This window comes from Streptomyces sp. NPDC044002 (assembly GCF_056434525.1).
The window spans coordinates 11,773-24,962 of record NZ_JBWKEZ010000062.1 but is presented as its reverse complement, the minus strand read 5'-3'; the positions used below and the strand labels follow the sequence as shown (position 1 = coordinate 24,962).

General features: G+C 76.1%; 13 protein-coding genes. 9 read left to right on the top strand and 4 right to left on the bottom strand.

The features are described 5' to 3' along the window. Nucleotides 1–41: 41 nt before the first annotated feature. Together AC07A6_RS33050 and AC07A6_RS33045 are read left to right on the top strand one after the other, a co-directional pair. Nucleotides 42–1,679 (top strand): AMP-binding protein, encoded by a 1,638-nt coding sequence (locus AC07A6_RS33050; protein ID WP_478779585.1) that lies wholly within the window; start codon nucleotides 42–44, stop codon nucleotides 1,677–1,679. 11 nt (nucleotides 1,680–1,690) lie between these two features. Continuing rightward, a complete protein-coding gene (locus AC07A6_RS33045; RefSeq protein WP_478779584.1) occupies nucleotides 1,691–2,068 on the top strand; it encodes a hypothetical protein in 378 nt (125 codons plus the stop codon). A 45-nt stretch (nucleotides 2,069–2,113) separates the two neighbouring features. On the opposite strand, the gene AC07A6_RS33040 is transcribed toward AC07A6_RS33045, so the two are convergent. The 4 genes from AC07A6_RS33040 to AC07A6_RS33025 form a co-directional block, all read right to left on the bottom strand. Next, complete coding sequence (locus tag AC07A6_RS33040) at nucleotides 2,114–4,177, bottom strand: SpoIIE family protein phosphatase (protein ID WP_478779583.1); 2,064 nt, start codon at nucleotides 4,175–4,177, stop codon at nucleotides 2,114–2,116. Between the two features lie 124 nt (nucleotides 4,178–4,301). Beyond that, nucleotides 4,302–4,742 carry a hypothetical protein gene (locus tag AC07A6_RS33035; RefSeq protein ID WP_386275363.1) on the bottom strand — a complete coding sequence of 147 codons (441 nt, stop codon included), beginning with the start codon at nucleotides 4,740–4,742 and terminating at the stop codon, nucleotides 4,302–4,304. Then, complete coding sequence (locus AC07A6_RS33030) at nucleotides 4,739–5,287, bottom strand: hypothetical protein (RefSeq protein WP_478779582.1); 549 nt, start codon at nucleotides 5,285–5,287, stop codon at nucleotides 4,739–4,741. The genes AC07A6_RS33035 and AC07A6_RS33030 overlap by 4 nt, the downstream gene beginning before the upstream one ends. 726 nt (nucleotides 5,288–6,013) lie before the next feature. Further along, nucleotides 6,014–6,607 (bottom strand): hypothetical protein, encoded by a 594-nt coding sequence (locus tag AC07A6_RS33025; protein WP_478779581.1) that lies wholly within the window; start codon nucleotides 6,605–6,607, stop codon nucleotides 6,014–6,016. 136 nt (nucleotides 6,608–6,743) lie between these two features. Here AC07A6_RS33025 and AC07A6_RS33020 point away from each other — a divergent pair, with 136 nt between their 5' ends. The 7 genes from AC07A6_RS33020 (at nucleotide 6,744) to AC07A6_RS32990 (ending at nucleotide 13,086) form a co-directional block, all read left to right on the top strand. Next, nucleotides 6,744–7,421 (top strand): response regulator transcription factor, encoded by a 678-nt coding sequence (locus tag AC07A6_RS33020; protein ID WP_362458288.1) that lies wholly within the window; start codon nucleotides 6,744–6,746, stop codon nucleotides 7,419–7,421. Between the two features lie 88 nt (nucleotides 7,422–7,509). Then, nucleotides 7,510–8,868 (top strand): sensor histidine kinase, encoded by a 1,359-nt coding sequence (locus tag AC07A6_RS33015; protein ID WP_478779600.1) that lies wholly within the window; start codon nucleotides 7,510–7,512, stop codon nucleotides 8,866–8,868. Nucleotides 8,869–8,982: 114 nt separating this feature from the next. Beyond that, nucleotides 8,983–9,501 carry a universal stress protein gene (locus AC07A6_RS33010; RefSeq protein WP_478779580.1) on the top strand — a complete coding sequence of 173 codons (519 nt, stop codon included), beginning with the start codon at nucleotides 8,983–8,985 and terminating at the stop codon, nucleotides 9,499–9,501. Between the two features lie 106 nt (nucleotides 9,502–9,607). Beyond that, nucleotides 9,608–10,042, top strand: coding sequence for a hypothetical protein (locus AC07A6_RS33005; RefSeq protein ID WP_478779579.1), 435 nt, complete (start codon nucleotides 9,608–9,610; stop codon nucleotides 10,040–10,042). A 156-nt stretch (nucleotides 10,043–10,198) separates the two neighbouring features. Then, the gene (locus tag AC07A6_RS33000; protein WP_478779578.1) at nucleotides 10,199–10,564 is read left to right on the top strand and encodes a hypothetical protein; all 366 of its coding nucleotides are present in this window, start codon (nucleotides 10,199–10,201) and stop codon (nucleotides 10,562–10,564) included. A 123-nt stretch (nucleotides 10,565–10,687) separates the two neighbouring features. Next, nucleotides 10,688–11,782: a PLP-dependent cysteine synthase family protein gene (locus AC07A6_RS32995; protein ID WP_470961462.1), complete on the top strand. Its 1,095-nt coding sequence runs from the start codon at nucleotides 10,688–10,690 to the stop codon at nucleotides 11,780–11,782. After that, nucleotides 11,782–13,086 carry an MDR family MFS transporter gene (locus AC07A6_RS32990; protein WP_478779577.1) on the top strand — a complete coding sequence of 435 codons (1,305 nt, stop codon included), beginning with the start codon at nucleotides 11,782–11,784 and terminating at the stop codon, nucleotides 13,084–13,086. Before AC07A6_RS32995 ends, AC07A6_RS32990 begins: the two co-directional genes overlap by 1 nt. Nucleotides 13,087–13,190 lie beyond the last annotated feature (104 nt).

Genomic DNA, 13,190 nt, shown 5'->3' with positions numbered 1-13,190 from the left:
AGGATCATGGCCGCACGCCGGCCCCGCCGGGCCACAGAGTCGTGGAGGTACACGTGTCGGTCGCGCCCAGTCACGCGTCAGGAAGCACCGGGGTCCCGCTGCTGGACGAGACGATCGGGGACAACCTCGACCGCACCGTGCGCCGCTTCCCCGGCCGGGACGCCCTCGTCGACGTGGCCGCCGGGCGGCGGTGGACGTACGCGGAGCTGGCCGCCGACGTGGACGTCCTCGCCCTCGGCCTGCTGGACCTCGGCATCACCGCGGGCGACCGCGTCGGCATCTGGGCCCCCAACCGCGCCGAGTGGACCCTGGTGCAGTACGCCACCGCGAAGATCGGGGCGATCCTGGTCACCGTCAACCCGGCGTACCGCTCGCACGAGCTGGAGTACGTGCTGAACCAGTCCGGGATCCGGCTGCTGGTCGCGGCGGACAGCTTCAAGGGCTCGGACTACGCGGCGATGATCGAGGAGGTCCGGCCGCGCTGCGCGGACCTGGAGTTCACCGTGCTGCTGGGCGGCCCGCTGTGGGACTCGCTGCGGGAGCGCGGCGCCCAGGGCGACCCGGCGGACCTGGTGCGGGCGGCCGCGGCCCTGGACCCGGGGGACCCGGTCAACATCCAGTACACCTCGGGGACCACCGGCTTCCCCAAGGGCGCCACCCTCTCCCACCGCAACATCCTCAACAACGGCTTCTTCGTCGGCGAGCTGTGCGGCTACACCGAGCGGGACCGGGTGTGCGTACCGGTGCCCTTCTACCACTGCTTCGGCATGGTCATGGGCGCCCTCGCGTGCACCAGCCACGGCGCGGCCATGGTGATCCCGGCTCCGGCCTTCGACCCGGCGGCGACCCTGGCCGCGGTGGAGGCGGAGGCGTGCACCTCGCTCTACGGGGTGCCCACGATGTTCATCGCCGAACTGGCCGCGCCCGGCTTCGACGGGTACGACCTGTCGAGCCTGCGGACCGGGATCATGGCGGGCTCGCCCTGCCCGGTGGAGGTGATGAACGAGGTGATCGAGCGGATGGGCATGACCGAGGTCTCCATCTGCTACGGCATGACGGAGACCTCCCCGGTCTCCACGCAGACCCGGGTGGACGACTCCGTGGAGCGCCGGGTCTCCACCGTGGGCCGGGTCGGGCCGCACCTGGAGGTCAAGGTCGTCGACCCGGAGACCGGCGCCACCGTCCCGCGCGGCACCCCGGGCGAGCTGTGCACCCGGGGCTACTCGGTGATGCTCGGCTACTGGGGCGAGCCGCAGAAGACCGCCGAAGCCGTGGACGGGGACGGCTGGATGCACACCGGCGACCTCGCGGTCATGGACGCGGACGGCTACCTGGGCATCACCGGCCGGATCAAGGACATGGTGATCCGGGGCGGCGAGAACCTCTACCCGCGCGAGATCGAGGAGTTCCTGCACGGGCACCCGGACGTCCTGGACGTCCAGGTCATCGGCGTCCCCGACGCCAAGTACGGGGAGGAGCTGATGGCCTGGGTGCGGATGCGCGAGGGGGCGGAGCCGCTGACGGCGGAGACGGTCCGCGCGTACTGCTCGGGCCGCCTGGCCCACTTCAAGATCCCGCGCTACGTCCACGTCGTGGACGAGTTCCCGATGACGGTCACCGGCAAGATCCGCAAGGTGGAGATGCGCGAGGCGGCGGCCCGCCTGCTGGAGTCGATGTAGGGCGCATTCGGTTGCTCCGGGCGGCAGTTGGGGACCTGCTGCTGTCCGAGCCGGACCTCCGGGCCCATGTGCTCTCCCCCACCGGGCGGCTGATCGCGGGCGCCCGGCGGATCGGGCTCGCCGCCGCGCTCGACGGGCGCGGGGCGGTGGCCTTCGTACGGGTCGCCCCGGGCGCGGAGCTGATCCCGGAGGCGCTCCGGGAGGCCTCGTGCGGTGCGCTGCCGCGCGGGCTGCGCGGCGGGGAGCGGCTGAGCCTCGGCGACCCGGTGGCGGAGCCGACGACCTGCGGCACACCCTGGCGGGGGCCCGCAGCGCCCGCCGGGTGGCGGCCGGCCCGGAGGCGGAGGCGGTCGCCGTGCGCGGCACCGGGGACATGGCGGCGTACGTGACTTCGCGGCGGCCTGCGCACGGACTGAGCGCCGCACCGGCCCCGTTCACCGCGCGTGCCGGATCCGGGCCAGGAGCAGGACCGTGTCGTCGGTGGCCGCGTCGGGGACCAGGGCCGACAGGACCCGGTCCACCTCCTCCTCCAGCGGCCCCTCGACCGCCGCGAGCCGCTCCCGCAGGGCGTCCAGGCCCGCTTCGATGTCCTGGCCGCGCGCCTCGACGAGCCCGTCGGTGTAGAGGGCGAGGACGGCCCCGTCGGGGAGGTGGGCGCCGTCCGTGCGGAAGGGGACCCCGCCGACCCCGAGCGGGACCCCGAGGCCGCCGCCGAGGGTCTCGACGGTGCCGTCGGGGCGGCGCACGAGGGGCGGGGGATGGCCGGCGTTCGCGATGCGGGCGCGGCCCGTGTGCGGGTCGTACTCGACGTAGACGCAGGTGGCCAGTTCGATGCCGGACTCCCGGGCGCACGCGTCGAGTTCGCCGAGGAGCCGCTCGGGCTCCGGGCCGTGGCGGGCCAGCGCCTTGGCGGTGATGCGCAGTCGGCCCATCGAGGCGGCGGCGGGCACCCCGTGGCCCATGACGTCGCCGACGACGAGGGCGACCCGGCCCCCGGGCAGGTCGATCACGTCGTACCAGTCGCCGCCGACCTCGGTGGCCCGGCTGCCCGGCAGGTAGCGGTGGGCGATGGCGACGTGCTCGCTGCGGGCCAGGGCGTTCGGCAGCAGGGCGCGCTGGAGGGTGAGGGCGATGTCCTGGACCCGGCTGTAGAGGCGGGCGTTGTCCAGGCACAGCGCGGCACGGGAGGCGAGTTCCCCGGCCAGGCTCAGGTCCTGTTCGGTGAAGTCGGGGCGGGCGGACGAACGCCCGAACATGGCGAGGCCCTGCACGGTGCCCCGGGCGACGAGCGGGGCGATGACGATGCGGTCCAGGCCGCTCTCCAGGAGCAGCCGGGCCCGGCCGGGCCGGTCGGTGGCCCCGGCCGCGAACTCCTCGTCGACCCGGACGCAGAGCGGGCGGCCGGCGGCGAACATGCGGTGGATGCCGGAACCCGCCGGGTACGCCACCCGGTCCAGCCCGGCCACCAGCTCGGGCGCCGGCGGCGGCAGCACGGTGCCGGAGGCGATGCGGCGGGTGAACAGGGGCAGCCGGGGGTCGAAGGCCTCCGCGGGGTTCATCCACTCCACCAGCTCGACCACGCAGCCGTCGCAGAAGTCCGGTACGGCCACCTCGACCAGTTCCCGGGCGGTGGTGTCCACGTCCAGGGCGGTGCCGACGCGGGCCGCGGCCCGGTCCAGCAGGGCCAGGCGCCGACGGGCCGCGGTGGCCTCCAGCAGGGCCCGCTCCCGGTCGGTGACGTCCACCAGCAGGCCGCCCACACCGGGGCGGGTCTCCCCGGCCCGGCTGAGCGGGAACAGGCTGACCGACCGCACCTGGTCGCGGTCGGGGCGGCCGGGGGTGCGCATCCCCACCAGGGCGCCGACGAGGGGGCGGCCCTCGTCGGCGACGGCGCGCAGCATGCGCTGGAACTCGCCGTCGTCGGAGGTGAGCATGATCTCGTCGGTGGCACGGCCGAGGTGGGCGGCGACGGGGAGGCCGTCCATGTCGGCCAGGGCCTGGTTGAGGTGGACGTAGCGCAGGTCCTGGTCGAGCATGACCAGGCCGATGGGGCAGGTCTCGAAGAGGGCGTCGAGGAAGGCGAGGTTGGTCTTCACCCGGTCGAGCTCGTCACCCCTGCTGGCCAGCCCCATGACCACCGGGTCGCCGGCGCTGCCGGCCACCGGGAAGACGCGGAACCCGCAGTCGAAGACGGAGCCGTCCCGGTGCAGGGCCGGCAGCCGGACCCGCCAGTACCCGAGGGTCCGGGCCCGTTCGGTCAGGCGCGCGGCGGAGCCGGGGGTGCCCGCGGGGGGTTCGGGGAAGAGGGCGGCGGCGGGCCGGGACAGCACGTCGGCGGCCTCGTGCCCGAAGAGGCCCTGCGCGCCGGGTCCCCAGAAGCGAATCCGGCCGTCGCCGTCCATGCCGAAGACGGCCACCGCCACGTGCTCCAGCAGGGACCCCGGCTCCGACCGGATCGGACCGGCGGCCCCCGCGCCCCCCGCCTGCTCCGACGGCACGGGAAGCCTCCTCTGCCCGGGGCGCGCCGGGTCCCGCTGCCGCTGCCCGCCCCCGCGGGGGCGGGGGACGCGCGGGGGGACGCGCCGCTCCCCTACATTCTGCGCGCCATCGGCGGAGCGGACATCACGGCGCCGGCTGGTCCCGCGCGACCACCCGGCGCGGGTCGAGGACGATCTGCCGGGGGGTCCAGCAGTCGGCGCTCTCGATCGCGATCGCGGCCGAGCAGCCGGCGCACAGCATGTTCGCGCCGCCGGTGCCGTCGGGGCCGCAGCAGCCGCCGCGGGTCCCCGGGTCGGTGGTGGGGGCCATGCCGCGGGCGTCGCCGGGGCCGATGACGATGCTGCCGGTCGGGCCGCCGGGGGCGAGGTGCGACTTCAGGGTGGGGTGGGGCACCTTGGAGAAGGCGGACGGCCCGGGGTCGTACGCGAAGCGGCCGGGCGGGACGCGCGGCGGGCACTCGCCCGCGGCCTCGTAGGGCAGCGGTCCCTCCCGCTCCGGGAAGGGCACCTCGTCGACCTCGGCGGTGAGGGCCGTACCGCAGTCGGCACATCGGAAGACGGTCATGCCCCATCCTCTCCGGCCGCCCAGCCGGTCAGGGCGACGAGGTCGAGGGCGATGTCGGTGACGGACCGGCCGTCGGTGGGGACGCGCACCACCCAGGGGGGCGCTTCGGCCTCCAGCCGCCGGGACATCAGGTCGCTGCGGCTCACGTGGGCGTCGTACTGGCTGCCGGTCTCGCGGACGGCCAGGCGCCGGCGGGCGGTGGCGTCGGCGGCGGTGAGGAGGACCCCGATGACGCGGGGCGTGCCGCCCATGGCGCGGGTGATCAGGGCGGGGTCCAGGACGGAGAAGGTGTTGGTGTAGATCAGCCGGCGCTGGCCGAGCGCGGTGTAGTTGCGCCAGAGCGCGGCCAGGTTGGCCTCGGTCAGCCGGGAGCGGTCGGGGTCGCCGGGCGGGGCGGGGTGCACCTGGTCGAGGTTGTCGCCCTCGACCAGGCAGTGGGCGACCCGGACGGCGCGCAGCCGCACCGAGACCTCCCAGCCGACCGCGGACTTCCCGACGCCGGACCGGCCGCCGATGAGCAGTACCTCGCAGGGACCGTCAGCCATCCGCCCAGCGAACCCCGCCCCGCCCCCGCCCGGAACCCACGGCCCACCGGCGCACGCGTCACCCGGGGGGGCGCACGGAACCCCGGACCCGCCCCTTCCGCCGCCGGCGGGCGGTGGGTCGGGCAGCCGCCCGACGGGACGGCCGGAAGGGCGCCGGGTGACGGGCGCCGGCCGCTGGCCTACGGGCCTCGGGCCGACCGGGCGCCGGGCGCCGGGCCGACGAGCGACGGGCCTCGGGCCGCCCGCGCGCCGGGCCGACAGGCCTCTGGCCGACGTGCCTCAGGCCGACAGGACACCGGGCCGACGGGCCTCGGACCGACGAGCTGACGAGCTGACGAGCGACGGGCCTCGGGCCGCCAGGTCTCAGGCCGCCCGGGCCTCAGGCCGGCAGGCCAGACGGGCCGAAGAGCGCCGGTCCGACGGGCCTAAGAGCGCCGGTCCGACAGGCCGACGAGCGACAGGCCTCGGGCCGACAGGCCGACAGGCCTCGGACCGACGAGCCGACGAGCGACAGGTCTCGGGCCGACAGGCCTCAGGCCGCCCGGGCCTCAGGCCGACAGGCCCTAGGCCGACCAAGCGCTTGGCCGACCGGCCGCCCGCGTACGTGGGCGGAGCCTCGTCCGGGCGGCGGCGGTCCCGGCCGCAGTGGCGCGGGCATGTTCCGCACGGGGTCGGCAGGGCCGACTCCTGCCGGGCCTCCCCGGGGTCCCGGCAGGACCGGGCCCGCTACCGCGCGGGCGTGCCCCGGCCGTTCAGCGGGGTGTTCGCGGTGATGGTGCCGTCCGAGCCGGACACCGTCACCGCGTGGCGGACGCCGTCCGGGCCGAGGACCACCGCGCGCCAGGCGCTGCCGCCGCCCTGCTGGGCGACCGCGCGCAGGCCCTCGACCTTGCCGCCCTCCACCGCCGCGGCCGCCTTCTCCGCCGCCTGGCCGATGGGCAGGGCCGGCAGCGGCGCGGGGGCCTGGGCGTGCCCCTGGCCGTGCCGGGCGAAGCCGCCGCGCGCGGGGCCGGCGCCGTCGCGGACCTTCGGCTCGGCCCTGGGGCCGCCCTCGGGGGCGTGCGCGCGGCCCGGTTCCGGGCGGACGAGGTGGCGGGCCCGGTCGGCGTGGCCGTGGTGGTGGCCGGCCACCGCAACCGCCGTCGCCCCGCCGCCCACGATCACCGCGGCCGCGCCGACGGCCACCGCCCAGCGCGCGCCCGTGCCCCGGCGGACCACGCCGCCCAGCCCCTTGCGCGCGGGCTTCGCGGGCTGCTCGGGCCCGGCGGGCTGTTCGGACGGCTGCTCGGACGGCGCGGACGGCGGCAAAGACTCAGACATACCGGGACTCCTCAGACACCACCGGGCACCACGCCCGGCTCGTCGCCGAGCATGCCGAGGCAATGCTGAAGCCCACCTGAAGCGACCTGAAGACCCCTTCAGCAAAGCCAGGACCCCACCTGAGACCCTGGGCGGCATGCGCGTACTGGTGGTGGAGGACGAACGACGACTGGCGCTCGCCCTCCAGCGGGGGCTCCGGTCGGAGGGCTTCTCGGTGGACGTGGCCCACGACGGGCCGCAGGGCCTGTGGATGGCCTGCGAGCACGACTACGACCTGATCGTGCTCGACATCATGCTGCCCGGCCTCAACGGCTACCGGGTCTGCGCCCGGCTGCGCGCAGCCGGCAACGAGTCCGGGATCCTGATGCTCACGGCGAAGGACGGCGAGTACGACGAGGCCGAGGCCCTGGACACCGGCGCCGACGACTTCCTCTCCAAGCCCTTCTCCTACCTCGTCCTCGTCGCCCGGCTCCGCGCCCTGGGCCGGCGCACGGGCCGCCGGGGCCCGCGGACCATGGAGTTCGGCGACCTGCTGGTCGACCCTGCGCGCCACCTGTGCTCCCGGGCCGGGACGGAGATACGGCTGACCGCCCGGGAGTTCGCGGTGCTGGAGTGCCTGGCCCGGCGCGCCGGCGAGGTGGTGCCCAAGCGGGAGATCCTGGAACAGGTGTGGGACAGCGCCTTCGACGGCGATCCGAACGTGGTCGAGGTGCACGTCAGCGCCGTGCGCCGGAAGATCGACGCGCCGTTCGGCCGGTCCGCCCTGGAGACCGTGCGCGGCGCCGGATACCGGCTGGCGGCCGACGGTGGCTGAGTCGCCGGCCCCGGCCCCGGCGGAGCCCGGCGCGGTGCGCCGCCTGCTCGGCCGCGTACGCGGACCCGTGCGCCGGCTGCTGCGGCGGATCGGGCCGACCACCGTCCGCGGACGGGCCACCGCGGGCGCCGTCGTCGTCGTGGCGGCGGCGCTCGCCCTGGCCTCGTTCGCCCTGCTCGGGCTGCTCAAGGCCAACCTGCTGCGCAACGCCGAGCGCGACGCCGAGCGGCAGGCCGTCACCATCGCCCGGCTCGCCGCCGCCGGCGGCCTGGACCGGATGCGCGCGCCGCTGGCCGGCGCCGACTTCGTCCAGGTGGTGGGCGCCCGCGGCCGGGTGCTGCGGGCCACCCCCAACCTAGCCGGCGTGCCCGCGCTCGGCCCCGGCGGGCCGTCCGGCCCCGGAACGGCCTTCCACACCTGGCGGGTCAGGCCGCTCGGCGGCGAACACCGGCTGCGGGTCGTCCAGGTCACCACGGACACCCCGCAAGGCCTGGTCACCGTGTACGTCGGCACCTCCCTGCGCGACGTGGACGCCGCCGACGACACCACCACCGCCGCGCTCGCGGCCGGCGGGCCGCTGCTCCTCGCCACGGTGGCCCTGGTCACCTGGCGGGTGACCGGCCGCGCCCTGCGGCCCGTCGAGGCGATCCGCGCGGAGGTCGCCGAGATCACCGACCGCGACCTGCACCGCCGGGTCCCGGTACCCCCCACCCGGGACGAGGTGGCCCGCCTCGCCGAGACCATGAACGCCACGCTGGACCGGCTGGAGTCCTCCGGGCACCGCCAGCGCCGGTTCATCGCCGACGCCTCGCACGAACTGCGCAGCCCGCTCACCGTGCTGCGCACCCAGCTGGAGGTGGCGCTGGCCGTCCGGGACCCGGAGCTGTGGCCGGAGCTGATCGGCGGGGCGCTGGAGGACACCGAGCGGCTCCAGCACCTGGCCTCGGACCTGCTCCTGCTGGCCCGGATCGACGCCGCCCAGCCCGTCGCGGCGGACCGGCTGGACCTGGGCGACCTGGTGCGGTCCGCGGTCGAGGCCCGCCTCGGCGACCGGGTCCCCGTACGCACGGAACTGGAGGCCGGCCTGGAGGTGGAGGGCAGCGGGCTGTGGCTGACCCGGGTGGTCACCAACCTGCTCGACAACGCCCAGCGGTTCGCCGACCGCCGGGTCGAGGTCGTCCTGCGCAGCACGACCGCCGGCGGGGCGCGGACGGCCGTGCTGGAGGTCCTCGACGACGGTCCCGGCATCCCGCCCGCCGACCGGGAGCGGGTCTTCGAGCGGTTCACCCGGCTGGACGACGCCCGCAGCCGCGACCACGGCGGGGCCGGCCTGGGCCTGGCGATCGCCCGCGACCTGACCACCCACCACGGCGGCACCCTCACCGCCGAACCCGCCGCCCGCGGCGCCCGCCTGCGGGCCGTCCTGCCCGCGGCGGCCGTCTCCTGACGGGAACTTGACGCCGTCCGACCGGGTCCATACGCACCGCTGACGTACGGGCGGCGCCTGCGGGCGTTCAATGGAGGCCGGACGGTTGGCGGCGCGACGCGGGAGGGGCCGGCGGTGGGCGGACGACGGGTGGTTGTGGGCGTGAGCGGCGGGCCCGGCAGTCTGACGGCCCTGCACCGGGCCGCCGACGAGGCCCGGTTGCGCGGGGCCGGGCTGTGGGCGGTGCTGGCCTGGCAGCCGCCCGGCGGGGGGCTGGGCGGCCGGACCTCCTGCGTCTGCGACGCCTACCCCGAGTACCGGGCGGCGGCGGCCGGGCGGCTGCACGACGCCGTCGTCGACGCCTTCGGGAAGGGCGGCCCGGGCGTGCCCATGACGGCGCAGATCGTACGGGGCACCCCGCGGGCGGTCCTGGTCGACGCCGCCCGGGACGCGGACGACCTGCTGGTGGTCGGCGCGGGCCGCCGGGGCCGGCTGCTGGGCGCCCTGCTGCCCTCGGTGGCACGCCACTGCCTGGCGCACGCTCCGTGCCCCGTGCTCGCCGTGCCGCCGAACCCGCTGGAGGCCCAGCTGAACACCGTGCGGCGGCGCAACGCGTGGCGCCTCCGGCTGGACGCGCGGGAGCTGGCGGGCTGAGCCCGGCTTCCCGGCCGGCCGTCCCACCGGACACCGGCCGGGAAGCGGTCGACGATTGTCCGATTCGGGGTCACACATCACGCGAGGGACAAGCTAAGATCACGACGTGGTCACAGCCAGGTCCCCCCGTACGCCGCAGTCCCGCGCCTCCGCGGGCCTGCTGCACCTGCTCGGGCTGACCCTGCTGCTGTTCGGCCTGCTCTGCGCGCACGGCGCCGCCTCGCACGACGCCGCCCACACCGCCGGCACCGCCAACGCCACCGCACCCGTGGCACGGGCGGCGGCTTCCGTCTCCGAGGCCCCGGCCCCGGCGATGGAAGCCGACCGCCACTCCCCCTCCCATCCGGTCCACGACTGCGACCCCCAGCCCCACCGGGCGGCCTCCGCGGCGGACGCGACCGTCACTCCCCCGGCGGCCACCGCCGTCCGGCCCGCCCCCGTGGTCCACCCGGGCGCCGTCGGCCACGCCGGTGCCGCCTGCCACCGGGGCGGAGCCGCCGCCCCCGTGCACCCCGGCACGTCCACAGTCCTCCAGGTGTAGACCCGGGATCCTTCCGGGCCCGTCCCGCGATCCCCGCCACCCCCTCCCGCACGGGACGAGGGGTGCCCGCCGCACGGAGGAAACTTGCCTACCCGTCACGCCGTTCCCCGGCATCCCCACTCACACCCCTTTCATCCCGGTTCGCCCTGGTATCGCATGCTGGTCGTCGGCATGCTCGGCGCGCTGCTCCTCGCGGCCCTCGCCTGCGCCTCGCACGGGCACGCCGACGTCTCGTACGGCTCGTCGGCGGCCGGAGCGGCGCTGGAGTCCGGGCCGACGGCCCCTGCAGAGCCCCTCGGCCACACGGACCCGCATCCGGGCCACGGTTCCAGCTGCGCCTCCTCCGACCCGGCCCCCACCGGCCAGGGTCCGGCCCCCCTGCCGGCCGTGCCCGCACGGCCGTCGGCGGATGCGGGCGCCGCCCCGGCGGCGGCCCGGGCCGCGCCCCCGGGCGCCGCCGGACCCGCCGTCGCCCGCTCAGGACGTTCCACTCTGACCATCGTCTGTCGATGGCGGCTCTAGTCCGCTCCCGTAAGCCCGTTCGCAACGGCTGACGTATGCCCGAACGGGCGGACCATGCCCTGCCCAGGCTCGGCATTTCCCACGAGCGCGACCACCGACGCACCATCGAACGAGAGCGGAACAATGCATTCTTCGGCCACCGACGTCACTCCTCCCGCCCGCTCCGGCCTCTCCGGGCTGGTCGGCAACACTCCCCTGCTGCGCGTGTCGGAGCCCCTGGCCCCGGCGGGGCGCGGCTTCTGGGCGAAGCTCGAGGGCTTCAACCCCGGCGGCATCAAGGACCGGCCCGGCCTGCACATGGTCGAGCGGGCCCGCGCCCGGGGCGAACTGAAGCCGGGCGCCCGGATCATCGAGTCCACCAGCGGCACCCTCGGTCTCGGCCTCGCCCTGGCCGGCATGGTCCACGGGCACCCCGTCACCCTCGTCACCGATCCGGGCCTGGAATCGTCGATGACCCGCCTGCTGACGGCGTACGGGGCCCAGGTCAACGTCGTCTCCGAACCGCACCCCACCGGCGGCTGGCAGCAGGCCCGCCGCGACCGCGTCACCCAGCTGCTGGCCCAGCACCCCGGCTCCTGGTGCCCGGACCAGTACAACAACCCGGACAACACCACCGCCTACACCCCGCTGGCCCTCGAACTGGCCACCGAGCTGCACCACATCGACGTCCTGGTGTGCAGCGTCGGCACCGGAGGGCACTCGGCGGGCGTCTCCCGCGTCCTGCGCCAGCTCTACCCCGAGCTGAAGCTGGTGGGCGTGGACACCGTCGGCTCCACCATCTTCGGCCAGCCCGCGCGGACCCGCCTGATGCGCGGCCTCGGTTCGAGCATCTACCCGCGCAACGTCGCCTACGAGCAGTTCTCCGAGGTGCACTGGGTCGCCCCCGGCGAAGCCGTGTGGACCTGCCGCCAGCTCGCCGCGTCCCACTACGCCGCCGGCGGCTGGAGCGTCGGCGCGGTCGCCCTGGTGGCCGGCTGGCTGGCCCGCACCCTGCCCGAGGACACCCGGATCGCCGCGGTGTTCCCCGACGGGCCGCAGCGCTACCTCGGCACCGTCTACGACGACGACTACTGCGCCGCGCACGGGCTGCTGGACTCCCCGCCGGCCGCGGAGCCCGAGACGATCGGCCGCCTGGACGAGAAGGAGGTCACCCGCTGGACGCGCTGCGCGAGCGTGGTGGACCCGCTGACCCTGCACGCGTCGGAGGTTCCCGCCTGATGAAGGGCACCCTCGCGCAGGTCCGCACGTACGAGCGCAGCGTCCAGCTGCTGATGGTCAACCAGTTCACCATCAACCTCGGCTTCTACATGCTCATGCCCTACCTCGCCACACACCTGGCCGGCCCGCTCGGGCTGGCCGGCTGGACGGTGGGGCTGATCCTCGGCGTGCGCAACTTCAGCCAGCAGGGCATGTTCCTGATCGGCGGCACCCTCGCCGACCGCCTCGGCTACAAGCCGATGATCATCACCGGGCTCGCGCTGCGCATCGCCGGCTTCGCGACCCTCGGGCTGGTGGACTCCGTCCCGGCGCTGATCGCCGCGTCCGCGGCGACCGGGCTGGCCGGGGCCCTGTTCAACCCGGCCACCCGGGCCTACCTGGCGGCCGACGCGGGCGAGCGCCGGGTGGAGGCCTTCGCCCTGTTCAACGTCTTCTACCAGGCGGGCATCCTGCTGGGCCCGCTGGTGGGCATGGTGCTGACGGGCGTCGACTTCCGCGTCACCTGCCTGGTGGCGGCCGGGATCTTCGCGGTGCTGAGCATCGTGCAGATCCGGGCACTGCCCGCCCGCCGGGGCAACGACGCCGCCGAACGGGCCGACGGCCCCCGGGAGGGGGTGCTCGTCCAGTGGCGCGGGATCCTCCGCAACCGGCCGTTCCTGCTGTTCTCCGTGGCGATGATCGGCTCGTACGTGATGACCTTCCAGGTGTACATGGCGCTGCCGCTGGAGGTCCGGCGCGTCGGCGGCGAGGGCGGCTTCGGCACGGCCGCGGTGGCGGTGCTCTTCGCGGTCTCCGGGCTGAGCACGATCCTCTTCCAGACCCGGGTCACCGCCTGGTGCAAGGCCCGTCTGGAGCCGGGCCGGGCCCTGGCCTGGGGGCTGCTGGCCATGGGGGCGGCGTTCCTGCCCCTGCTGGCCGCGACGGCGCTGCCCGTACCCGAGTCGCAGCTGGGGACGCGGCTGCTGGCGGCGGTGCCGCCGGTGCTGGCGGCGCTGCTGCTGGCCGTCGGGACCATGATCGCGTACCCGTTCGAGATGGACACCATCGTCCGGCTCTGCGGGGACCGCCTGGTCGCCACGCACTACGGGCTGTACAACACGGTGTGCGGGGTCGGCATCGCCGTGGGCAACCTGCTCACGGGGGCGGCACTGGACGCGGCCCGCTCCGCCGGGATGTCGGCGCTGCCCTGGCTGGCGCTGTTCGTCCTGGGCCTCGGGTGCACGGCCGCCCTGTACGGCCTCGACCGCACGGGCCGTCTCGCCCCGTCCGCCCGCACGCCCCGCGCCGAGGCGGTGCCGGCCTGACCCCGTACCGGTGTGGACCCGGGGGCGGGGCGGGGGGGGGGGGGGGGGGGGGGGGGGGGGGGGGGGGGGGGGGGGGGGGGATGGGGGGGGGGGGGGGGGGTGAG